Here is a 21,574-nt window from a genome sequence, read left to right as displayed (position 1 = left end):
AGGCGGTAGAGTAGGTAATCAGGCGCGGCACGGGTATATCCGGTAAGAAGGGTTGACAATCGTGGGCTGGCAACACCACACCCTTTTCCACTACCAGCCCGGCTGGGGGGGGGGTAGGCGACTTCTATCTGAGGCGAAAAAATAAGTGAACAATAGACGCACCGACGGCGCGCAGCTATCTTTGCAACGCCGATGCAACCATTGGCCAGGCCTTGCGTTTTTAGGCTCATTCCTCGTCACTGTGTTGCGTTTACCGTTCCGCTCCTACTTCGCCTTCTTCCTGCTGCTCTGCCTCACGCGGACGCTGCTGCCGGAGGCGTGGATGCTGGCGCTGCACGGCCACGCGCACACCACGGAGGAGCTGGCTTTTGAGGTGGGTAGGGACCACAGCCACGCCGTGGCGGGCAAGGCCCTATTCACGCCCAAGCACACGCACTGCCACGAAGACACGTTTTATAACGTGCCCTTCGCGGCTTCCTCACCGGTGGTGGTGCCGCAGTCCCGCGTGCTGCTGAGCTACCAGCCGCTGGCGGTGCCTTTCACGCTGGCCTGCTCGGCCACCGAGCTGCGGCGCACGGCGCTGCGCGGCCCCCCGCTGGGGTAGGCTTCCGTTTGGTTTAAGTCTGGGCCGCCGTAGGGTGCCGGGACCGCCGCAGGCGGGCCGGCCGCGGCCGTACGCTAGCCGCTTGCGGGCGGCGCAATCTCCTCACTATCTTGGGAATATCTCTTGCAAAAGGCCGCTGGGCGGCCGGGCGGGGGCTGTGGCTGCTGGCTGGGCTGCTGGGTGGCGCGCTGCTGAGCGCCCACGCGCAGACCAGCCAGGCTTCGGCTGGCGGCGCGCCCTGCGCGCTGAACCTGGCGGGGCGCGTCACGGACCAGCGCACCGGCGAACCGCTGCCGGGCACCGTGCTGCGCCTGGCCGAAACCAGCGCCGCCGAAGCCGCCGATGCCGATGGCCACTACCACTTTCACCAGCTGTGCGCGGGGCAGTACCACCTGCACGCCACCTTCGTGGGCTACGCCGAACAGGTGCTGACCGTGACGGTGCGCGGCAGCGTTACTACCCTCGATATCAAGCTGAAAGCCGCCGCCGGGCAGTTGGGCGAGGTACGGGTGGAAGGGGCCAAGGAAACCCGGCCGCTCATCAGCCAGAGCCAGACCACGCTGACCGGGCGAGCCTTGCAGCAAACGCGGGGCCTGAACCTGGCGGCCGCTTTGCAGGGGATTACGGGAGTTTACAGCATTCAGACCGGTCCCACGATTGCCAAGCCGGTGATTCACGGCCTGTACGGCAACCGGGTATTGATTTTGAACAACGGCGTGCGGCAGGAGGGCCAGCAGTGGGCCAACGACCACGCGCCCGAGATTGACCCCTTCACCGCCACTCGTCTCACCGTGATTAAGGGCGCGGCCAGCATCCGCTACGGGGCCGATGCCATCGGCGGCGTGGTGCTGGTGGAGCCGGCCGCTTTGCCCGACACGGCGGGGGTAAGCGGCGAAGTGAACCTGGTGGGCATGACCAACGGCCGGTTGGGCGCGGCTTCGGCCTTCGTGCAGGGGGCCATTCCGACTGATTCGGCCGGGGGCGGCGGGCGCGGGCTGGGGCTGCTGCACGGCCTCAGCTACCGGGTGCAGGGCACGCTGCGGCGGGCCGGCACGGCGCGCTCGGCGAACTACTACATCACGAATACCGGCCTGCAGGAGCAGAACTACTCGCTGGCGCTGAACTACCACCGGGGCATTATTCGCACCGAGTTGTTTTTCAGTCGCTTCGATACCAAGCTGGGTATTTTCTCGGGCTCCGAAACGGGCTCGGTGACGGACTTGCTGAGCGCCATTGACCGCGACCGGCCGCTGACGGCGGACAAGTTTACCCACACTATCAGCCGGCCCTACCAGGCAGTGATACATCAGCTCTTCAAGGCCAAAGCCACGGCGGCACTGCCGGGCGGCGGCCAGGTGCAGGCCACTTTCGCCCGCCAGACCGACGCCCGCTCGGAATACGGCGACCAGCTGCCCTACAACCCGGTGCTGGGCGACGTGCCCGACCTGTTCCTGAGCCTGACCTCGCACACCCTGGACGTGGCCTACCTCACGCCGAGCACCGGGCCGTGGTCGGCCACGACGGGCCTGAGTGGCGTGACGCAGGCCAACATTCGGGAATATCAGTTCTTGATTCCGAACTTCCGCAACTACGGGGCGGGGGCCTACGTGCTGGGCAAGCACCGCGGCGAGCGCCTGACCCTGGAAGGCGGCCTGCGCTACGATTATCGCTGGCTGCGGGCCTATTTCACGGACGTGAGCACCGGCCACATCACGCAGCCCACCACCATCTACCAAGCCGTGACGGGCATGGCGGGCGGCCTGCTTGCCCTGGGCCACGGCCTCACGCTGAGCGCCAACCTGGCCACCGCCTGGCGGCCGCCCACCGTGAATGAGTTGTACGCATCCGGCGTGCATCAGAGCGCCGCCACCTACGAAATCGGTGACCCCAACCTGACCAAAGAGCAGGCTTACAACGCCAGCGGCAGCCTCTTATACAGCGGGTCGCAGGTGGAGGGCGAGGTCGGCGGCTACGTCAACTACATCCGCAACTACCTGTATCTGGCCCCGGCGGGGCGCTATATCCGCACCGTGCGCGGGGCCTACCCGGCCTTCGACTACACGCAGACCGACGCGCTTTTCAAGGGCATCGACGCGCGGGTGAGCTACCGGCCGGTGCCGCGCGTGACCCTCACCTCATCGGCCTCGCTGCTGTGGGCCTACAACGAGAGCGCCCACGACTACCTCATCTACGCGCCCCCCAACCGCTGGCAAAACGGCGTGCGCCTCAGCCTGGGTGATGCCGGGCAGCTGCGCCAAAGCTACGTGGGCCTCAATAACTTATTTGTGGCGCACCAGGGCCGCACCCCGGCCAGCGGCGACTACGCCCCCGCCCCGGCCGCCTACGACCTGTGGGGAGCCGAGGCCGGCACCCTGCTCCACGCCGGCCACCAGTTGTTCGACATCAGTCTGACAGCCAACAACTTGTTCAACCGCGAATACCGCGACTACCTCAACCGCTTCCGCTACTACACCGCCGACGTGGGCCAGAATATTCAGCTCCGCGTGCGCGTGCCGTTTTAGGCTGAAACAGCGCAGTTTGTCATGGCGAGCCTGCGAAGCCATGACAAACGATTAACAATCACTAATTATCACTCAACCATTTTCCCCTTTTCAACCCCATGTTTTTAACCCTGAAATCTACCCCCAAAGTCCGCGTGGCGGCAATGGCCGGCCTGCTGGCCGCCCTGGCCGGATGCAGCAAAGATGAGCAAGTAGTGGCCCCAACCATTGCCAACGAGGCCCTCACAACAACCATCCTAACGCTGACCAATACCGCTAACCCGTCTGACGTGGTGACGGCTCAATGGGAACAGCTGCTCGACAGCAAGGGCCAGCCGCTGACGCCCGACGTGAGCAAGGCTAACCTGAACCTGATGGCCAACGCCAATTACACCGGCCAGCTGGGAGTACTCGATAAGAGCCAGTCGCCGACGTTCGACGTGGGCAAGGAAATCGCCGATTCGCGCACTACCTATCACCACTTTTTCTACCAGCCGCTGCCCACGACGAGTACCTACGTCATTCCGGCCCCCACGGGCACCGATACGTACCCTGCCCCCATCCCGACGCCACTGCCCGCCGGCCCGCCCCTGAACCTGACGGTGACCACGACCGACGTAGATACGAACACCCCGCCGCTGCCGCTGGGGTTGAAAACCATTTTTAAGACCGGAGCCGCTAGTACGGGCTACCTGCGGGTGGTGCTGCGCCACCAGCCCAACGTGAAGGACGGCACCTACGCCCCCGGCTCCACGGATTTGGACGTGGGCTTTAATGTGAGCATTAAGTAGCTAATAATCATTTGTCATGGCGAGCAAGGACGAAGTAATCGTACCCAAACGATGCCAGAATGAGCAGCGCGGGTGTCGTTCGGGTGCGATTGCCTCGCAGGCTCGCCATGACGAGAGGTTCTAAGTCAATCTTCAAAACCAAAATTTTCCATGAAATTCCTACCCCTCCTGCTGGCCGCCGCCTTGCCCCTGGCCGCCGCCGCGCAGACTACTCCTAATCCCGGCTACGTGGGCCTGAACGTCGGGGCCTCGTTCGCCCTGGGCGACTTTGGCAAGTCCGACTACTTTAACAATCAGGCGGGCTTCGCCAAAACGGGCCTGCACCTGGCCCTCGACGGCGCGCACTACTTCGGCGGCGGCATCGTGGGCCTGGCCGGCCAGGTGGCGTATAGCGACAATGGCCGATTGAAAACCAATGATTTAAACCAAATCGGAGCCGGCTTCACCGATGGCTTCGGGGTGGACGAGAGTACCATTCGCAGCAGCAAGCGCTTCCGCCGCATCACGGCGATGGTGGGACCGTCGTTCATGTTTCCGCTCGGCGGTAAGCTGCGGCTGGAAGCGCGCGGCCTGGCGGGCATCGTGCACAGTCTCAGCACGCCTACCCTCACCGTGCAGCTCGAAGACAATACCCAGACGCTGCTGACGCAGTACAGCTCCACGAGCACTGTATTTGGCTACCAGGCGGGCCTGGGCCTGCACTACGCCCTGGCTGAGCGCGTGGGTCTGGTGCTGCGCGGCGACTTTATGGGGGCCAGCGCCTTCACCATTGACAACGCCAACCGCACGAACAACTCCGGCCGCTTGCAGACCAAGCAGCCCGTTTCGGCCTTTAATACGTCGCTGGGGCTGGCTTTCAATTTCGGGAAATAAGCCCCGGATTTTTCATCCCCTACCCCCCTCTTTCCTGATGAACCGTTCTTTCGCCCCCAAAACTACCCTCGCCGTGGCCCTGCTGGGCTTCGGACTGGCGCTGACCGGCTGCCAGCCGGCCGCCGACAAAACCGCCGCCACCACGACGGACGCGGCCGCCGCCGCGCCGGTTATCACCCATGCCGAGCTGGTGGCCGACCACCAGAAGATGGAAGCCGACCACCGCATTATGCAAACCGCCGACTCGGTGATGGAGGTGGACCACCGCCAGGCGCTGGCGGCGGCCAAGCAGGCCGGCATTGAAAATACGCCGGCCTTCAAGGCGCTGGAAAAGCGTCACGACGCTCTTATTCAGCAGCACCAGGACGTGATAAAGCGCCACGACGCCGTCATCAAGCGCCACGCCGAGCTGGAAGCTAACCACAGCAGCGGCAAGGTGTCGGATGCCCAGATGACGCAGGACCATGACCAGATGAAAGCCGAGGACCAGCAGATTCAGCAGGAACACAAGCAGCTGGTGGAAGACCACGCCAACATGATGGCCGAACACAAAAACCTGCTCGCAGCGGCCAAAAAGTAGCCGCCCGGCGGTTCCTCCCGGCGCAAAATACACGTATGATTTACGCAAAAGCCGTTGGTCGTTACGAGCGCTTCGCTCGCAATGACCAACGGCTTTTGCGTAAGCTCAAGCTGAGCTTACAGCGCCGCCAGCTCTTCCGCAAACCCGCCGCTGAGGATGGGAAAGCGCAGCCAGGAGCGCGGGTCCACGTTGTAGTCGTCGAGGTGAAACGAGGGCGCGTAGCGCTCACGCTTCCACTGGTTGCGGCTCCAGAGAGTATAAAAGCGCCGCACGTAGGTGCGCAACTGCTCGGCGTCGGCGTGCGGGTCTTCGGCCACGAGCTGGGCCAGCACGCCGGCGGGGGGTAGGCGGTCGTAGAAGGCCAGGCGCTCGATGCGGTTGAGCAGGGGGTAGGGCATGAGGTCTCGCTCGTCGGTCTGCTTGTCGGCCAGCGGGCGCAGCTCGGCGGTGGGTTGCAGGGCGTTCACGTGGCGCAGCGCCGCGTAGCCCAGCTCCGTTTCGGCCCAGCGCAGCCACTGCTTCACAAACGCCTTATCGACGCCCGCGATGGGCGAGATGCTGCCCGCCGTGTCGCCGTCCATCGTGCAGTAGCCCACACTAGCCTCCGAGCGGTTACTTGTGGTGAGCAGCAGGCAGTTCTGCACGTTGGCCAGCAGCCAGATGCCCGGCGCGCGCACCCGCGCCTGAATATTTTGCAGCGCCAAATCGTCGGTTCGCCAGGTCAGCTCGCGGCCCAGCGCCCCCTCAATCTTGCCCACGTAACCACTCACTTCATCGTCAATTGTCCAATTGAAAAAACGCGCCCCAATGCTGTCCGCCAGGTCCTTAGCCGAGTTGAACGTATCATCCGAAGAATTGACGGTGCCCTGGTAGGCGCAGGTCAGCAGGTGGTTAACTAAGGGAGTTAAGAGTTGAGAGTTAAGAGTTGAGAGTTGTTGCTCGTCGGCGCTATCTACTACCGCTAACTCTCTAACTCTTAACTCTTCACTCTCAACTCTCAACTTTTCGCTCTCAACTACTACTTGCTCGGCTGGGCCGCCCGCGCCGGTTTGCACCACGTCTTTTTTGGCCTCATCAAAAGCCCCACTGCGGCGCTTAAATTCTTCTACGCCCAATTCTTCCACGCCCAGGCGCACCATTTCGGCCACGCCCACGGCGCAGAAGCACGAGTCGGCCCCGCCGCTCAGGCTCAGCACGAAGCCCCGGCTGCGCGCCTTGCGCAGGTAGTCAAACAGGCCCAGGCTCATGGCCTGGTTCAGCTCGCGGTACTCGTCGGGCTCGGGCAGCGGCACGATGACTTCAGCTGCGGCGAGGGGGGTAGCAAAGTCCACGTCGGCCCATTCCATGTCCACCGCCTTGAAGCTCAGCAGCTGATTGCGCTTTAGCAGGTGGCCGTTGCGGGCAATCAGAATTTCGCCGTCATAAATAATGCGCCCGGCCTCATTGCCCAGCAAATTGGCGTAGAGATACGTGCAGCTAAAATTGCGCGAAGCGTTGAGCACCAGCTTATAGCGCAGGTCCGTTTTGCTCATCGCAAAGTGGCTGGCCGACGGGTTGATAATCAACTCCACCTTGCCGCGCAGGCGGCACGCAGGCCGCACATCATCGGCCCGCCAGGCATCCTCGCAGATTTCGAACCCAAACCGCACGCCCAAATGCTCAAACGTGAGGTCGCCCAGCGGCCAGCTTTCGCCCTCAAAATCCACGGTTGTCGTCTCGCCCGCGGGCCACGGCACAAAAAATCGCATTTCGTAATGCACCCCATCATTGGCCAGAAACTGCTTGGCCGCGAAGCCCAGAATCTGCCCGTCGCGCAGCACGGCGGCCGTGTTATATGTGCGCTGATGCAGCCGCACCGGCAGACCTACTACCACGCAAATGCCCGCCGTCAGCGGCCGGATTTTTTGCAGATGCGCCAGCGCCGACGCCGGCAGCCAGTCGCTCAGAAACAGGTCCTCGCAGTTATAGCCCGTCAGGCATAATTCGGGCAGGCACAGCAGCTCCACGCCTTCGGCCTTGGCCTGGGCAATAGCCGTGCTGATATTCTGAATATTATGAGCCCAGTCGAAAGGAATCTGGTTGAGGGCGGCTCCGGCGATACGCATGGGTTAGTCTTGATTAATTCTCCATTGGTTTACTCCTTCATTATAGCTGACGGGATGCAAACCTAGTTTTTTGCTTTCTGCTATCAGGTCTTCCGCGATACCAAGTATAAGCTTAAGGCTGTAAGGCCCGTTTCTACTGATTGTTAGTTTTTCCTCTATGTGGGTAGTAAATAATTTAATTTCATTGCTCCACCGGATATGCTCGCTTTGCGCTAGGTTTTTTTCACGACGGACAAGCAACTCATTGGTAGTAAGGCTATCCGTATTGAAAAAGACCCGGATGATAAAAAATGGAGATTTAAACCAGCCGTTGAGATAGTTGGAGGATATCTCAACGGCATATCCTTGGAGTTCCCCAACCAAGCCAATCACTGTTGCCGGGCCGTCAGACTCGTGATGACACAACGTAGTTGGAACATAAAAACCAAGGCTAATCAATTCGCTAAATGGTTTTCGCTTAGGCAGGTTACGTTGCCATCTCGGAGCAAAAAAAGTATTATTCAGCCACAGAAGGCCCTGAACAAAGGCCAGTACGCTCAAGTAGAAACAAGTTAGTGCTAACCACTTCGGCATAGATTTAAGAGAGCCTCTTTACACGCCCAGCGCGACCAGCGCCCGCTCGGCGGCCAGCTGCTCGGCCTGCTTTTTATTGAGGCCCATGCCGGTAGCAATCACTTCGTTGCTCAGCAGCACGGTGGCCGTAAACTCCATCACGCCGCCCGGCCGGGGCTCGCCGCTCAGCTCGTAGCGCACGTCTTTGCCGTGGCGCTGCGCCCATTCGATGAGCTTGCTCTTGTAGTTGGAAGTGGTGGTAGTCAGCTTATTAACGTCCACGAATGGCTTTATCAATCCTTTGAGGATGAACTTGCGGGCCGCCTTGTAGCCCAAATCCAGGTACACGGCCCCCACCAGCGCTTCCAAGGCGTTGCCATTCACGGAGCGCGAGCGGGCCACGCGCGTCTGCGTCGAATCGAGCTGCACCAGCTTGTCGAGGCCCATTTTGAGGGCAATAGCATTGAGGCTCTCGCGGTTGACGATGCGCGAGCGCGTCTCGGTCAAAAAGCCTTCCTGCTCGTAGGGATATTTCTTGAATAAATACTCGGCCACGACCGTGCCCAGCACCGCGTCGCCCAGAAACTCCAGTCGCTCGTTGCTTTGGTGCCGGCCCGCGCCGGGCTCGGCCCGCACCAACGACGAGTGCGTAAAAGCTAGCTGGTAGAGCCGGGCGTTGTGCGGGTCCTGGCCAATAACGGTGGCCACGGCCTGCCGAAAGGTCCGGTCGCTGCCCAGCAGCCGGCTAAACAAGCCAAAGAGGGGTAGGGGCATGACCGCAGATTAAACGGATTTCGCGGCTACGCCGCTGCGCGGCTGGCTAACTTGCTGATAGGCAGTAAGTAAATTGCCACTGGAATGCCGCAGGAATAATCTATTGAGCAACAAAATAGGTGAGTTAAACAAGTAAGTCACGGCGCGGTGAATAACTCTTACCCAATGCGCCAGGCAAAAAACCAGTGCTAATGCCAGCACCAGTACAAATACAAGTGAAGTGCCAACACCAGCCACTCCCGCTTGGTCAGCCGCGCAGCGGCGTATCCGCGAAATCAGTTTAATCTGCGATTAGAGTTTGCGAAACAGGACCGATGTGTTGTGCCCGCCAAAGCCAAACGTGTTGCTGAGCGCCACGTTTACCTCGCGCTGCTGCGCCACGTTGGCCGTAAAGTTCAGGTTCTGGTTGATTTCCGGGTCGGGCGTGTGCAGGTTAATAGTCGGCGGCACAATGCCGTACTTGATAGCCAAAATGCTGGCCACTGCCTCAATGCCGCCCGCGCCGCCCAGCAAATGGCCAGTCATACTCTTGGTCGAAGAGATGTTGAGCTTGATCGCATGGTCGCCAAAAACCGTTTCGATAGCCTTAATCTCCGCCCCGTCGCCGAGCGGCGTGCTCGTGCCGTGGGTGTTGATGTAGTCCACTTCCTCGGGTTTAATACCCGCGTCGCGCAGCGCGTTGCGCATGACCAGCACCACGCCCGAGCCGCTGGGGTCGGGGGCCGTGATGTGATACGCGTCCGACGACATGCCGCCGCCAATGATTTCGCAGTAGATTTTGGCACCGCGCGCCTGGGCGTGCTCATATTCTTCGAGCACCACCGCGCCCGCGCCTTCGCCCAGCACGAAGCCGTCGCGGTCCTTGTCGTAAGGGCGCGAGGCCGAAGCCGGGTCGTCGTTGCGCTCACTCATGGCCTTGAGCGCGTTGAAGCCGCCTACCCCCGACTCAGTGATGGCTGCTTCGGAGCCGCCGGTCACGATGGCATCGGCCAGCCCGAGGCGAATGTTGTTGAAAGCCGCAATCAGCGCGTCGTTTGATGAAGCGCAGGCCGACGTAGTGACGAAATTGGGGCCGCGGAAGCCGTTTTTAATGGAAATATTGCCCGACGAGGAGTCGGCAATCATGCGCGGAATGAAGAAGGGCGAGTAGCGGGGCGTGCCGTCGCCGCGCTCAAACTGGAAGCATTCTTCCTGCAGCGACCGCAGCCCGCCAATGCCCGAGCCCCAGATAACGCCCACCCGGTCCTTGTCCACATGGTCCGTCAGCAGGCCCGCGTCGGCGATGGCCTCGTCGGAAGCGATGACGGCAAACTGCGTAAACAAGTCCATCTTAGGCGCTTGCTTGCGTTCGAAGTAATCGGTGGGGGTATAGTTTTTAACCTCGCAGGCAAAGCGGGTTTTAAATTTGGTAGCGTCGAAGCGGGTGATGGGCGCGGCCCCACTCACGCCGTTTTTGAGCCCTTCCCAGTAAGCGGGGACGGTGCTACCCAGGGGAGTGATGGCTCCGATACCAGTTACGACAACGCGACGAATTGACGACATAAAATCGCAGATTTAACGGATTTAACGGATTTCGCGGCTGACTACGCGACTGCCCGTAAGTGATGACGAAACGGGCTGAAACCGCAAAACCGGCCGGCAGTGGGCCGGCCGGTTCTAGGGGAAAGCTTGAACAGCAAACGAACGAACCACAAAAAACGCAGCCAACCGCGCAGCGGTGTATCCACGAAATCCGTTAAATCCGTCGAATCTGCGGTCTATTTGGCGTGCTCTTCGAGGTAGCTTACTGCCTGGCCCACGGTCTGGATGTTCTCGGCCTGGTCATCGGGGATGCTGACGTTGAATTCCTTTTCGAATTCCATAATCAGCTCCACGGTGTCGAGCGAATCGGCACCCAGGTCGTTGGTGAAGCTGGCTTCCGGAGTTACTTCCGAGGCTTCAACGCCCAGCTTATCGATAATAATGGCTTTTACTTTTTCGGCGATTTCAGACATTGCAGTCGTGGTTAAGGGGAAACTTGCCTGCAAAGTAACGCACCTTTTCGCAACTGCCCCACGAATTGCCTTCACAAGGGGCGTACAATATTTTGGCCTACCCCCCTACGAGCACTGCCAGCGCCCTCACAAAAGCCGTAGCTTTGCAGTTCGCTGCTGCCACATGAAAACCCTAACCCTGGAGGCTGAGTACGACTGTGACTTCGCGCTGTATGGCCTGGTTTCCAGCACGCGCGACTACACCCTGGCCTGGAGCCTCAACCGCTACCTGCGCCTGCGCCTGGTGCGCCAGCCTGACTTTGTGCTGAATCTGGTGCAGCAGGGTGCCCTGGCGTTTAGCTACTACCTCTGCGCCACCGAAGTGCTTACCTTGCGCCTGCTGCGCAATCGGGCGGCCCTGCCCTCGGTGCTGGCCAAGCCTTACCTGGCCCCCGACATTCGCGAATATGACTACCTGCTGCACGTGCAGGGCGGCACCGACGAGCTGGCGGGCACCGAGCTGCTCGACCGCCTCACGGCCCTACCCATCATTCAGTATGCCAGCGAGTTTGACCCCAACGAACTGAAATACAAAGACAATCTGATTTTTTAATCTTCCTCCTGCTGGCGAAGAGCGCTCCTCGTTCGCGGCAGCTCGTTTCACTTTTATACCTTTTCGGCGTTGCGCCCGAGATGGGGGGTAGGGACCTCCCGTTTACGCGCGGCTTCCGCCGAATGATTTTGAAAATCCATGCAACCAACTACTGCCGCTGCGTTCAACAAGACCAAGATTGTGGCCACCGTGGGGCCCGCGTCTAACACCTACGAGCGCCTCGGGATGCTCATCCGGGAGGGCGTCGATGTGTTTCGCCTCAACTTCTCGCATGGGGCGCACGAAGAGCATCTGGCCGTTATCAACACGGTGCGCCGCCTCAACAAGGACATGCGCACCAACGTGGGCCTGCTGCAAGACTTGCAGGGACCGAAAATCCGTCTGGGCGACGTAGAAGGCGGCGGCGTTGAAATCAAGGCTGGTGATAAAATAAAGCTGGTGTGCGGCGAAAAAGAAATCAGCACCGCTACCCGCCTCTGCACGATTTACCTGGGTCTGGCCCGCGACGTGAAGCCCGGCGACCAGATTCTGATTGACGACGGCAAGATTGAGCTGCGGGTGCTCGCCACCGACCGCGACCACGAAGTGGACGTGGAAGTGGTGTACGGCGGCCTCGTGAAGCCCCGCAAGGGCATCAACCTGCCCGATTCGGAAGTGTCGGCCCCGAGCATGACCGAGAAGGACATTGAGGACCTGCAATTTGGCCTGGCCAACGATGTGGACTGGATTGCCCTGAGCTTTGCCCGCAAAGCCGATGACATCCGCTTTATCAAAAACCTGATTGCGGAGGCCGGCAAAACGACCCGCGTGGTGGCCAAAATTGAGACGCCCGACGGCCTGCGCAATATCGACGAAATTATTGCCATTACCGACGCCGTGATGGTGGCCCGCGGCGACCTCGGCGTGGAGGTGAAGATGGAGGAGGTGCCGATGGCCCAGAAGATGATTATTGAGAAGTGCAACCGCGCCGGCAAGCCCGTAATCGTGGCTACCCAGATGATGGAGAGCATGATAACCGCCCCGCGCCCTACCCGTGCCGAAACCAGCGACGTGGCCAACGCCGTGCTCGACGGGGCCGACGCCGTGATGCTCTCGGCCGAAACCGCCGTGGGCGCCTACCCCGCCGAAGTTATCCGCTCGATGGTGGGCACCATTTTGAGCGTGGAAACCCGCAGCCCCAAAATGTTCAACAAGTGGTGGCCCGTTGACGCAGCCGCGCCTTCCTTTATGGTCGATAGCATCCTGTCGGCCTCGTGCCACCTGGCCAAAAACACGGGAGCCAAGGCCCTCACGGGCGTGACGCACGAAGGCTACACGGCCTTCCAGCTGGCGAAATACCGCCCTCAAGCCAACATCTTCATCTTCACCGACAACCGCCCTTTGCTCACGGCTCTGAGCCTGGTGTGGGGCGTGCGCTCCTTCTACTACGACCGGCTGAACAGCACCGACAGCACCATTGCCGATATTCGCAACGTGCTCCTCACCACCGGCCACCTTAAACCTGGCGACGTATTTATCAACACCGGTACCATGCCCATTGCCGAGCGCGGCCGGGCCAACATGGTGAAAGTAAGCGTGGCATAAGCCCGGTTTCTACGGAGCTTGTAAGCAGTAATTTAAAGTCGTTCGCATGCAAAAAGGCTACTCCAACGAGTGGCCTTTTTGCTGCAAAAAAGGTTGTCATTGCGAGCAGAGTGAAACAGTCGCACCAGCACAAAACCCGAACGAATTAGTACTTTCATCCATGACTTCTATTCGAATTGCTTCCTGCCTGTTGGTTTTTATGTGCGCGCTGGTCACTTACAGCCTTGCTTGCGCCCAGCGCCCAGCCAAACAGCAGCCGGTTAAGGCCCTCATCCAGCTGGGCAAGTGCGACCAGCAGGTAGTGTACAACCTGCCTGCTCAGCGCTTTGACGAAACTGCCCATGCCATCGCCCACGCCACGGGCTGCTTCATCCGCTACACTGACAAATCCCTGGTGAACGTGCCCGTGCAGCCGGTGCGTGGCCGCCTAACGCGACGGCAGGCGCTGCGCGTAGCCCTGCACGGCAGCGCCCTGCGCATCGTGCGCGAAACGCCCAACCTGATGGAAGTAAAGCGTGTTTCGGCCCGCTGAACTCACCTGTCCGGTAGCTTGCCCCACAGCCTACGTATCTTCCGTACTTCTAAGTAAGACTTCGCCAATGGCCCCCTTGAGCCTGGTAGTATCCTCTGTGCTTATTCTGCACTCCTAGCGGCCTACGGCTTAAGTAGCTTCAGCTTCCAAGTGATAGGGTAGGGGCCGGGGCCAGTAGCCGCACCTACCTCGGCGTTAATACCACCGCCGACTCTCGCCCCAATCGATAAAGCTGAAAATGCTTGCTATGTCATTGGGAAATTACATATATTAAACGCTAGACAGACTAGGCCCGGCAGGTATAGTCCGGTGTTAACTGCGCCAAACAGTTCCAAAAAGCGGTACACTGCGTCATAGCCCAAGCAACTGGCAGCTTGCTGCACATCGTAGCCTTGGCCTGTGAGCCAGGTAGTAGTAATGCCGGGAGGAACAGCAGTAGGGAAAAGCGGAGGCGATACGTTATTTTAGAGCTAGCGGGCAATGGTAGTGCCAATAATGGGGCTTGCGTGGCTACAGCGCAGAAAGCCCCGCCGGGGAGGGCGGGGCTTTCTGGTGATGAGCGCGGGACCGAACGGTGGGGCGGCAGAGTCCGGCCCCGCTAGAACTCGTCTCGCGCTAAAGCGCGTTAACGAGTTTTGTCAGCTTGCTTTTGTTGTTAGCAGCTTTGTTTTTGTGAATGATGTTCTTCTTGGCCAAACGGTCGAGCATCGACGTTACCTTTTTCAGCAACGCCTGAGCGGCTGTCTTATCGGTGGTGTCGCGCAGCTTCTTGATAGCCGTACGGGTAGACTTGTGCTGGTAGCGGTTTAGTACACGCTTCGCTTCGTTGCTGCGGATGCGCTTAATAGCCGACTTATGATTTGCCATGACAAAAAAGAAATTCTATAACAAGACAGCCAGGCGGCTGTGTATTTCGCGTTTGGGAGGGCAAAGGTAGAAATTAAATCTGATAATTCCCAAAGCCCGGCCGATAAAATTCTGAGCCGAGCACCGGGACCACGCCGTGTTTTTGGGAGAAGTAAGGCGTTTTTGTTGCAGATATTGCTGGCAATACTATACCTGGTGCGGTATTTCTTTACCCCCTCGAAAGTACGCCTTGTTCGCTAAGCTCTTATGCCGCTGCTCCCTACCTCTGCCTATCGTCCGGCCGCTTTGCTGGCCAATGGCCACCTGCAAACCATCGCGGCCAGCGTGCTGCGGCGCGTGCCGGAAGTGCGCTACCAGCGCGAGCGCCTGGAGCTGCCCGATGGCGACTTCGTGGACCTCGACTGGTCTTTAGCTGGCTCGCGGCCAGCGGCGCGGCTGTGCATTATCTCGCACGGGCTGGAGGGCGACAGCAGCCGTCCCTACGTGCGCGGCATGGTGCGGGCGCTCAACCAGGCGGGCTTCGATGCGCTGGCCTGGAACTACCGCGGCTGCGGCGGCGAAACCAACCGCTTGCTGCGCGCCTATCACCTCGGCGATACTGACGACCTGGCCGAGGTAATTCGCCACGCTATCGAGGCCAAAGAATACCCGGCGATTTTTTTGACGGGCTTCTCGGCGGGCGGCAACGTCACGCTCAAGTACTTGGGCGAACAGGCGGCGCGGGTGCTGGCACAAGTGCGGCGGGCGGCCGTTTTTTCGGTGCCTACCGACCTCAAGGCCAGCTCTATGCACATCAGCCGCTGGCAAAACCGGGTTTATTTGCGGCGCTTTATGAATTCGTTGCGCGAGAAAATCCGGGTAAAGGCGGCCCACCTGCCCGGTCAGCTCGACCTCACCGAGTTGAATCAGCTACGCGATTTTCCGCAGTTTGATGAGCACTACACGGCCCCGATGCACGGCTTTGCCTCGGCCGATGACTACTACGACCAGTCCGCGTCGGGGCGCTACCTGGCGGGCATCCGGGTGCCCACGCTGCTCGTTAACGCCCTGAACGACCCTTTCCTACCCCCCAGCTGCTACCCGCGCGAGGCGGCCACGGCCAGCTCCTGGTTCTACCTCGAAATGCCGACCGGGGGCGGCCACGTGGGCTTCAACGACAATGGCCCGGCAGGCTCATATTACTCCGAGCGCCGGGCCATCGATTTCTTCACCCGCCCCGAACCGGGGTAGGTGAAATGGTGGGTTAGTGAAATGGTGAGTGATTTTTTATAGATGAAATCACTCACCATTTCACTAGCCCTTCTGTGGGGGCGAGGTGGCCTCAATGGCTGAGAAAGTCTCCAGAATTTTGTAGGTGTGCGAGGCACCCTGGGGCACCAGGTACGAAGCGCCGGTTTCCAGGGGGGTTACTTTGCCTTCTAGGTGCAGCTCGGCGCGGCCCTTGAGGACGTAACCGACCGTTTCGTAGGGCTTGGTGCTGAGGGGCTTAGGCTCGCCGGGCTGCTCGTTTTCCCAGAGGCGGAGCGATACGTGGTGGCCGGCAGCCAGGTGCTTGGCACCGTCGGCGCTGGCGTTAGTGTTGGAAGTAGACATGTGGGGTAGGAATGTGTAAAACGAAGTGACACTTCGCCTTAGGCAGATGAGAAGGGGGTAGCAAAAAGCTGAAAACGGAGTGCCACTCCGCCTCGCAGCTGCCCTTGCTAACGGCGGGGCGGGGCCGGCGGTTGTGCCGCGGCCGGCCCAAAACCTTCGGCCAACCCCGCCGGTTAAGAAACCCAAGCCGCTCGGCCGCCGCGTAGCGCCGGGCCGGTTTTTCGCTTATTAGTATGATTCTGCCGTGTCTGCCGCCGCCCTCGAAACGTTTGCTGAGCAATTGGCACGGGCACATGCGGCCGTGCCCACTGCCCTGCCCGGCCCCGCTTTTTGCGCGCTAGCCGAGCAGGTGCTGGCCGTGCTCTTTCCCGAGCGGGCCACCAAGCCGCTGGCCGGCACCGATGCCGTGGCCGCCACGCTCTACCACCTGCAATCAGAGTTGGCTGAGCTACTGGCCCAGGTGCCTGGCCTCCCTACCCCTCCCGCCACTCTCGCTGCCGACCTCTCCAACGGCCTGCCCAACCTGCGCGCCGCGCTGCTGCGCGACGCCGACGCCACCCTGGCCGCCGACCCCGCTGCGCAAAGTATAGCGGAGATACTGAACACGTATCCAGGGTTTTATGCCACGGCCCTGCACCGACTGGCCCATGCCCTGCACCAGCGTGGCGTGCCGCGCCTACCCCGCCTGCTGAGCGAGTACGCCCACCAGCGCACCGGCATCGACATTCACCCCGGCGCGCGCATCGGGCCGGCGTTCTGCATCGACCACGGCACGGGCATCGTCATTGGCGAAACGGCTGAGATTGGTGCGCATGTGCAACTCTATCAAGGTGTTACGTTGGGTGCGCTCAGCGTGGCCAAAGCCTTGCAGGGCCTCAAGCGCCACCCCACTATTGAGGACCACGTGGTTATTTACGCCAACGCCACTATTCTGGGGGGTAGCACGGTCATTGGCACGCGCAGCATCATCGGCGGCAACGTGTGGCTGACCGAGAGCGTGCCCTCGCACTCGCGGGTCTATCACCGCGCCCAGCTGCACATGGCCCGCCAGGACGACCCCGCCGCCGAGCTGATGTTTTCGATTTGATTCAATGAGTGAATGGGTGAATGAAATACCCTCTCTCCCGCGCCAACCCACCCATTCACCCATCCACTCATTCACCCACTGCCCATGAAAGCTAATTCCATTCTCGACGTTATCGGCCACACGCCGCTGGTCAAACTCAACAAGCTTTTCGCCGCCGAGCGCCCCGACGTGGAGGTGTGGATGAAGCTGGAGCGCCAGAACCCCGGCGGCTCCATCAAGGACCGCATCGCGCTCAGTATGATTGAGCAGGCCGAAAAAGACGGCATTCTCACCAAAGACAGCGTTATTATTGAGCCTACCTCGGGCAACACGGGGGTAGGGCTGGCGCTGGTGGCCGCCGTGAAAGGCTACAAAATCACGCTGGTAATGCCCGAGAGCATGAGCATCGAGCGCCGCCGCCTGATGGCAGCCTACGGCGCCAACCTGGAGCTGACGCCCCGCGAAGGCGGCATGAAGGCGGCCATCGCCAAGGCCCAGGAAATGGTAGCCAACACGCCCGGCGCCTGGATGCCGATGCAGTTCTCGAACCCCGCCAACATTCAGGCGCACATCGACACCACGGCCCAGGAAATTCTGGCCGATGCGCCCGCGGGCGGCTTCGACATGCACATCACGGGTGTGGGCACGGGCGGCCACATCACGGGCGTGACCGAGGCGCTGAAGCCGCACTTCCCCCACATGAAAACCTTCGCCGTGGAGCCGGAAGCCTCGCCCGTTATCAGCGGCGGCGCGCCGGGGCCGCACCCCATTCAGGGCATCGGCGCGGGCTTCATTCCCGAAAACCTGCACACCGATATTCTCGATGGCGTCATTCTGGTAACCCGCGATGAGGCCTTCGAAATGACGCGCCGCGCGGCCAGGGAAGAAGGCATTTTGTGCGGCATCTCGTCGGGCGCTTCGCTGGCCGCCGTGGCCAAAAAGCTGGCCGATGTGCCCCAGGGTGGCAAAGTGCTCACGTTCTGCTACGACACTGGCGAGCGCTACCTCTCGGTTGAGGGCCTGTTCGTTTGAATTAAAAATTAAAAATGATGAATTAAAAATTACCTCTGAAATTCGCCGGGCGGGAGCCGTTAGCATTCGCAGGAGTAATTTTTAATTCATCATTTTTAATTTTTAATTCCTTTGGAAAAGACCGAAACCCCCGCCGACCGCTTTTGGCGCTGGCTGCTGCCAGTAGCCGTAGTTGGCTGCCTGTACGTCAACTACTTATACAATGCCAACCCGCCGGACGGGGCCATCAGCAACGGGGCCATGTCGGCGCGGCACCCCACGCTGCTCACGCCGGCGGGCTACGCGTTCAGCATCTGGAGTGTCATTTTTACGGGCTTGGTGATGTACACCGGGTGGCAGCTGCTGCCCGCGCAGCGAGCGGCCGCCCTACCCCGCCAACTTAATTCGCTGCTGACCCGCGCCGTGGTGATGACTACGGCCTGGACGCTGGTATTCAGCTACGGCCTCATTGGGGCCAGCCTCACGGTGATGCTATTTATCCTGCTGCTGCTGGCCCAGACCTACGGCCGGGCGCGGCGGCTGGTGCTGGCCGATGCCGCGCCCGGCTGGCCGGTGTGGTTTCTGAGCCTGTACCTGGGCTGGATAATGCTGGCCGCGGTGCTCAATTTTATTTTTGGTTTGCGCGATGGCTTTGGCGCGCACGGGTTGGTGTGGTCGGCCCAGGCCAGCCTGGTGGGTTGCTACGCCTTGCTGGTGGTGGCGGCTGGGCTGGGTGGGGCGCTGGCCTGGCACTTTCGCGATGCGCTGCTGCCGCTGCCCATTGCCTGGGGCCTGGTGGGCACCTGGCAGGCCCAGCGCGCCGCCGAACCCAGCCTGGCGCTCACGGCGCTGGGGGCGGCCGGGGCGCTGCTGGTGGGGGCCGCGCTGGCGAGCTGGCAGCGCCGCCGCGCGCCCGGCCGGGTGGCGTTGGCCCGGTAGGTGGGGGGTAGGGCGGGGCTGCCCCGGTGCCGTACTTTTGCCCCGAGCCCTCGCGGTTGTTTCTTACTTTTTAGCCTTTCTCTGATGCGCCAGAATTTCGTTGCCGGCAACTGGAAAATGAACCTCACCCTGCCCGAAGCGCAGGCCCTGACCACCGAACTCGTGCAGCTGCTGAATACCGAGCTGCCCGCCGAGCGTCCGCAAGTGGTCATTTGCCCGCCCTACCCCCTGCTGATGGCCGTGGGCCAGCTGCTGGGCGACGGCGGCAACCCCGCCCTCGGCGCGCAGAATTTTCACCAAAAAGAAAGCGGGGCCTACACCGGCGAGGTCTCGGCCAAGCAGTTGCAATCGGTGGGCTGCGACTACGTGATTCTGGGCCACTCCGAGCGCCGCCAGCACTTCCGCGAAGACGATGGCCTGCTGGCCGAAAAGCTGAAAACCGCCCTGAAAGCCGGCCTGAAGCCGATTTTTTGCGTGGGCGAAAGCCTCGAAACCCGCGAGGCCGACGAAACTTTCGACTTCCTGGGCCAGCAATTGGCCGCCGGCCTTTTTCACCTCACTAAGGAAGAATTTAGGGGGGTAGTGATTGCCTACGAGCCCATTTGGGCCATTGGCACGGGGCGCACGGCCAGCACCCAGCAAGCGCAGGAAGTCCACGCCTTCATTCGGGCGCAGGTGGCGGCGGCCTACGACGCGGCCACGGCGGCCGATACCACCATTTTATACGGTGGCTCGTGCAACGCGCAGAACGCCCGCGAACTCTTCTCTCAACCCGACGTCGATGGCGGCCTCATCGGGGGCGCATCACTGAAATCGCGCGATTTTGCCGAGATTGTAAAGTCCTTCTAGCGCCCTGGCACTGCCGGGGGAAGGGTTTGCACTTTGGGCAGAATTCTTGCCTTTGATGCGTTAAACCCGTAAAAATCTGCCTCACTTTTTCTTCGCAGCCCCGGCCATGCTCTCGCTTTTACTCACTTTTTTGCTGCTCGTCACTTCGCCCGTTTCGGGGGGGGTAGGGCCGGCGGCGCACCCGGCGGGCTCGGTCGAGCCGTGTAAAATCTACGGCTCGGTGTACCTCGAAATGGACCCGCGCCGGGCCAATTCGTGCTTCGCCGTGGTGTACGTCGAACCCGAGCAGGCTTTTGCCGACGTGCTGGTTTTCAACGAAACCAACAAACTCTTCGCCGACCAGGCCGGCCTGTGGTGCCCAACCGAAAACCGCGAATTCGCCGACTACGTGCTCTACGTGACCACCGACCGCAGCCGGGCCGACTTTGCCATTCACTACACCAAGGTCCGTTCCTTTGCGGGCTGCAAGCAAAATTAGTTTTCTTGCCTTTGCTTCTTAAAAGCAATCGCCGTCGTCCGAAATCGTGGAGGTTTCGGGCGGCGGCGATTGTTGCGTTTGGGGGTAGGCGCTACTGCCTCACCAGCTCTACGCGGCGGTTTTGGGCGCGGCCGGCTTCGGTGGCGTTGTCGGCCAGCGGCTTGGTTTGGCCGAAGCCGCTGGCGCTCAGGCGGCTGGCGGCGATGCCCTGCGCGGTGAGGGCGGCCACTACGGCCTGGGCGCGGGCCTCGCTCAGCTGCTGGTTGTGGGCGGGCGTGCTCGTGTTGTCGGTGTGGCCCTGCACGGCCAGGCGCAGCTCGGGGCTCTGGGTGAGCAGCGTCCGCACCTCGGCCAGCACCGGCTGGGCAGCGGGCCGCAGGGTGGCTTTATCCGGGTCAAAATTCAGGTAAAGGGCCACGTGGCCCTCCGCCGCTAGTTTTTTTTTAGCTCGGCGGCGGGCGTCACCGTTAGCTTCTGGGGCATGGCGGCCCACTCCACCACGTTGAGGGTGTAGCTGTAGTTGTTGGGGGCCAGCTACACCCACACCTGCTTATCCTTCTGCCGAATGAGATAGGTGTCCGCCGACTTGCCGGCATCCAGGCCGTGGTACTTGCCGTAGTCGTCGCCGACTTTGTCCTTCGCTTCGCTGGGAATGTCGCCCGACCAGACCTTGACCCCGCCCAGGCTCTTTATCAGGTTGTCGTAGTTGCGCTCCATCATCAGCTCCGAGGTTTCCTTTTGGTCATTAACCGCTACATAAGCACGCCGCAGCACGTGCCCTTCCACCGGCAGCATCTGCTTGCCATCATATACGTAGAGGCGGTCGAACTCATAGTCCACGCTGTCGGAAGGCACGTTCAGGTGGTAGCCAGGCAGCTTGCTGAGGTAGGGAAAGCTACCCATGTTGGCCGCCGAAACCGGCACCGAGCTCAGGTCAAACGTGGCGGGCGGCGTGGTAGCGGCCACCCCGGCGGCGGGCTCGGGGGTAGGGGTGCCGCTGCCGGCGGCGGGCACGGTGGCCGGAATTTGCTCAGTGGCGGCCGCGGTTTGCTCAGCGGCTTTGTCCTTATTGCCACAGGCGCTGAGGCCACCAGTCAGCAGCAGCGCGGCCAGCAGGGGTAGGCGAGATGTCATCATTGTGAGAAAAGAAGAACAGTGAGGGGAAGTTTCCGCTTGCAAATAAAGGGGTTAACGCACGGGCACTAGTTTCTGCGTGAGAGGACTTGAGGAGCCGGCGCGGCGCGCCGGCCGGTTTCCGGCGAACTTCGCGGGCATTCTGCTTTTTTATC

At 61.0% G+C, this 21,574-nt stretch carries 23 protein-coding genes; 14 read left to right on the top strand and 9 right to left on the bottom strand.

The genetic code is table 11. The features are described from left to right. Positions 1 to 244 precede the first annotated feature (244 nt). The 5 genes from A0257_08980 (at position 245) to A0257_08960 (ending at position 5,349) form a co-directional block, all read left to right on the top strand. Positions 245 to 604 carry a hypothetical protein gene (locus A0257_08980; GenBank protein AMR27219.1) on the top strand — a complete coding sequence of 120 codons (360 nt, stop codon included), beginning with the start codon at positions 245 to 247 and terminating at the stop codon, positions 602 to 604. Positions 605 to 714: 110 nt separating this feature from the next. Continuing rightward, entirely contained in the window at positions 715 to 3,126 is a 2,412-nt protein-coding gene (locus A0257_08975) for a hypothetical protein (GenBank protein AMR27218.1), read from the top strand. A gap of 98 nt (positions 3,127 to 3,224) precedes the next feature. Then, complete coding sequence (locus tag A0257_08970) at positions 3,225 to 3,896, top strand: hypothetical protein (protein AMR27217.1); 672 nt, start codon at positions 3,225 to 3,227, stop codon at positions 3,894 to 3,896. A 150-nt stretch (positions 3,897 to 4,046) separates the two neighbouring features. Next, positions 4,047 to 4,769, top strand: coding sequence for a hypothetical protein (locus A0257_08965; protein ID AMR27216.1), 723 nt, complete (start codon positions 4,047 to 4,049; stop codon positions 4,767 to 4,769). A gap of 37 nt (positions 4,770 to 4,806) precedes the next feature. Further along, complete coding sequence (locus A0257_08960; protein AMR27215.1) at positions 4,807 to 5,349, top strand: hypothetical protein; 543 nt, start codon at positions 4,807 to 4,809, stop codon at positions 5,347 to 5,349. Between the two features lie 116 nt (positions 5,350 to 5,465). On the opposite strand, the gene A0257_08955 is transcribed toward A0257_08960, so the two are convergent. The 5 genes from A0257_08955 to A0257_08935 form a co-directional block, all read right to left on the bottom strand. Then, positions 5,466 to 7,454, bottom strand: a complete 1,989-nt coding sequence (locus A0257_08955; GenBank protein AMR27214.1) for an NAD+ synthetase — start codon at positions 7,452 to 7,454, stop codon at positions 5,466 to 5,468. 3 nt (positions 7,455 to 7,457) lie between these two features. Further along, positions 7,458 to 7,892 carry a hypothetical protein gene (locus tag A0257_08950; protein AMR27213.1) on the bottom strand — a complete coding sequence of 145 codons (435 nt, stop codon included), beginning with the start codon at positions 7,890 to 7,892 and terminating at the stop codon, positions 7,458 to 7,460. 153 nt (positions 7,893 to 8,045) lie between these two features. Continuing rightward, the gene (locus tag A0257_08945; GenBank protein ID AMR27212.1) at positions 8,046 to 8,780 is read right to left on the bottom strand and encodes a ribonuclease III; all 735 of its coding nucleotides are present in this window, start codon (positions 8,778 to 8,780) and stop codon (positions 8,046 to 8,048) included. A gap of 291 nt (positions 8,781 to 9,071) precedes the next feature. Next, on the bottom strand, positions 9,072 to 10,322 hold the full coding sequence (locus tag A0257_08940; protein ID AMR27211.1) for a beta-ketoacyl-[acyl-carrier-protein] synthase II: 1,251 nt from the start codon (positions 10,320 to 10,322) through the stop codon (positions 9,072 to 9,074). A gap of 215 nt (positions 10,323 to 10,537) precedes the next feature. Beyond that, the gene (locus A0257_08935) at positions 10,538 to 10,774 is read right to left on the bottom strand and encodes an acyl carrier protein (protein AMR27210.1); all 237 of its coding nucleotides are present in this window, start codon (positions 10,772 to 10,774) and stop codon (positions 10,538 to 10,540) included. 163 nt (positions 10,775 to 10,937) lie between these two features. On the opposite strand from A0257_08935, the gene A0257_08930 reads away from it, so the two are divergent. The 3 genes from A0257_08930 (at position 10,938) to A0257_08920 (ending at position 13,482) form a co-directional block, all read left to right on the top strand. Next, positions 10,938 to 11,366 (top strand): hypothetical protein, encoded by a 429-nt coding sequence (locus A0257_08930; GenBank protein AMR27209.1) that lies wholly within the window; start codon positions 10,938 to 10,940, stop codon positions 11,364 to 11,366. 138 nt (positions 11,367 to 11,504) lie between these two features. Next, on the top strand, positions 11,505 to 12,950 hold the full coding sequence (locus A0257_08925; GenBank protein ID AMR27208.1) for a pyruvate kinase: 1,446 nt from the start codon (positions 11,505 to 11,507) through the stop codon (positions 12,948 to 12,950). A gap of 199 nt (positions 12,951 to 13,149) precedes the next feature. Then, positions 13,150 to 13,482: a hypothetical protein gene (locus tag A0257_08920; GenBank protein ID AMR27207.1), complete on the top strand. Its 333-nt coding sequence runs from the start codon at positions 13,150 to 13,152 to the stop codon at positions 13,480 to 13,482. 615 nt (positions 13,483 to 14,097) lie between these two features. Here the strand turns inward: A0257_08920 and A0257_08915 are convergent. Next, complete coding sequence (locus A0257_08915; GenBank protein AMR27206.1) at positions 14,098 to 14,349, bottom strand: 30S ribosomal protein S20; 252 nt, start codon at positions 14,347 to 14,349, stop codon at positions 14,098 to 14,100. A 246-nt stretch (positions 14,350 to 14,595) separates the two neighbouring features. Here A0257_08915 and A0257_08910 point away from each other — a divergent pair, with 246 nt between their 5' ends. Then, on the top strand, positions 14,596 to 15,579 hold the full coding sequence (locus A0257_08910; protein AMR27205.1) for an alpha/beta hydrolase: 984 nt from the start codon (positions 14,596 to 14,598) through the stop codon (positions 15,577 to 15,579). Between the two features lie 63 nt (positions 15,580 to 15,642). On the opposite strand, the gene A0257_08905 is transcribed toward A0257_08910, so the two are convergent. Continuing rightward, a complete protein-coding gene (locus A0257_08905; protein AMR27204.1) occupies positions 15,643 to 15,942 on the bottom strand; it encodes a cupin in 300 nt (99 codons plus the stop codon). A gap of 244 nt (positions 15,943 to 16,186) precedes the next feature. On the opposite strand from A0257_08905, the gene A0257_08900 reads away from it, so the two are divergent. From A0257_08900 to A0257_08880, 5 genes are all read left to right on the top strand, one after another. Further along, positions 16,187 to 17,029, top strand: coding sequence for a serine acetyltransferase (locus tag A0257_08900; protein ID AMR27203.1), 843 nt, complete (start codon positions 16,187 to 16,189; stop codon positions 17,027 to 17,029). An 84-nt stretch (positions 17,030 to 17,113) separates the two neighbouring features. Continuing rightward, positions 17,114 to 18,040 carry a cysteine synthase A gene (locus A0257_08895; GenBank protein AMR27202.1) on the top strand — a complete coding sequence of 309 codons (927 nt, stop codon included), beginning with the start codon at positions 17,114 to 17,116 and terminating at the stop codon, positions 18,038 to 18,040. Positions 18,041 to 18,151: 111 nt separating this feature from the next. Next, the gene (locus tag A0257_08890) at positions 18,152 to 18,958 is read left to right on the top strand and encodes a hypothetical protein (GenBank protein ID AMR27201.1); all 807 of its coding nucleotides are present in this window, start codon (positions 18,152 to 18,154) and stop codon (positions 18,956 to 18,958) included. 84 nt (positions 18,959 to 19,042) lie between these two features. Next, positions 19,043 to 19,807, top strand: a complete 765-nt coding sequence (locus tag A0257_08885; GenBank protein ID AMR27200.1) for a triose-phosphate isomerase — start codon at positions 19,043 to 19,045, stop codon at positions 19,805 to 19,807. A gap of 133 nt (positions 19,808 to 19,940) precedes the next feature. After that, positions 19,941 to 20,285 (top strand): hypothetical protein, encoded by a 345-nt coding sequence (locus A0257_08880; GenBank protein ID AMR29691.1) that lies wholly within the window; start codon positions 19,941 to 19,943, stop codon positions 20,283 to 20,285. A gap of 91 nt (positions 20,286 to 20,376) precedes the next feature. Here the strand turns inward: A0257_08880 and A0257_08875 are convergent, their stop codons facing one another. Both A0257_08875 and A0257_08870 read right to left on the bottom strand, forming a co-directional pair. After that, positions 20,377 to 20,778 (bottom strand): hypothetical protein, encoded by a 402-nt coding sequence (locus A0257_08875; protein ID AMR27199.1) that lies wholly within the window; start codon positions 20,776 to 20,778, stop codon positions 20,377 to 20,379. Between the two features lie 41 nt (positions 20,779 to 20,819). Continuing rightward, positions 20,820 to 21,419 (bottom strand): hypothetical protein, encoded by a 600-nt coding sequence (locus tag A0257_08870; protein AMR27198.1) that lies wholly within the window; start codon positions 21,417 to 21,419, stop codon positions 20,820 to 20,822. Between the last annotated feature and the right edge of the window lie 155 nt (positions 21,420 to 21,574).

Origin of the sequence: Hymenobacter psoromatis, from assembly GCA_001596155.1 — a bacterium.
In the GTDB taxonomy this organism is placed as follows: domain Bacteria; phylum Bacteroidota; class Bacteroidia; order Cytophagales; family Hymenobacteraceae; genus Hymenobacter.
The sequence above is the reverse complement of the archived record's forward strand: the minus strand, read 5'-3'. Positions and strand labels throughout refer to the sequence as shown.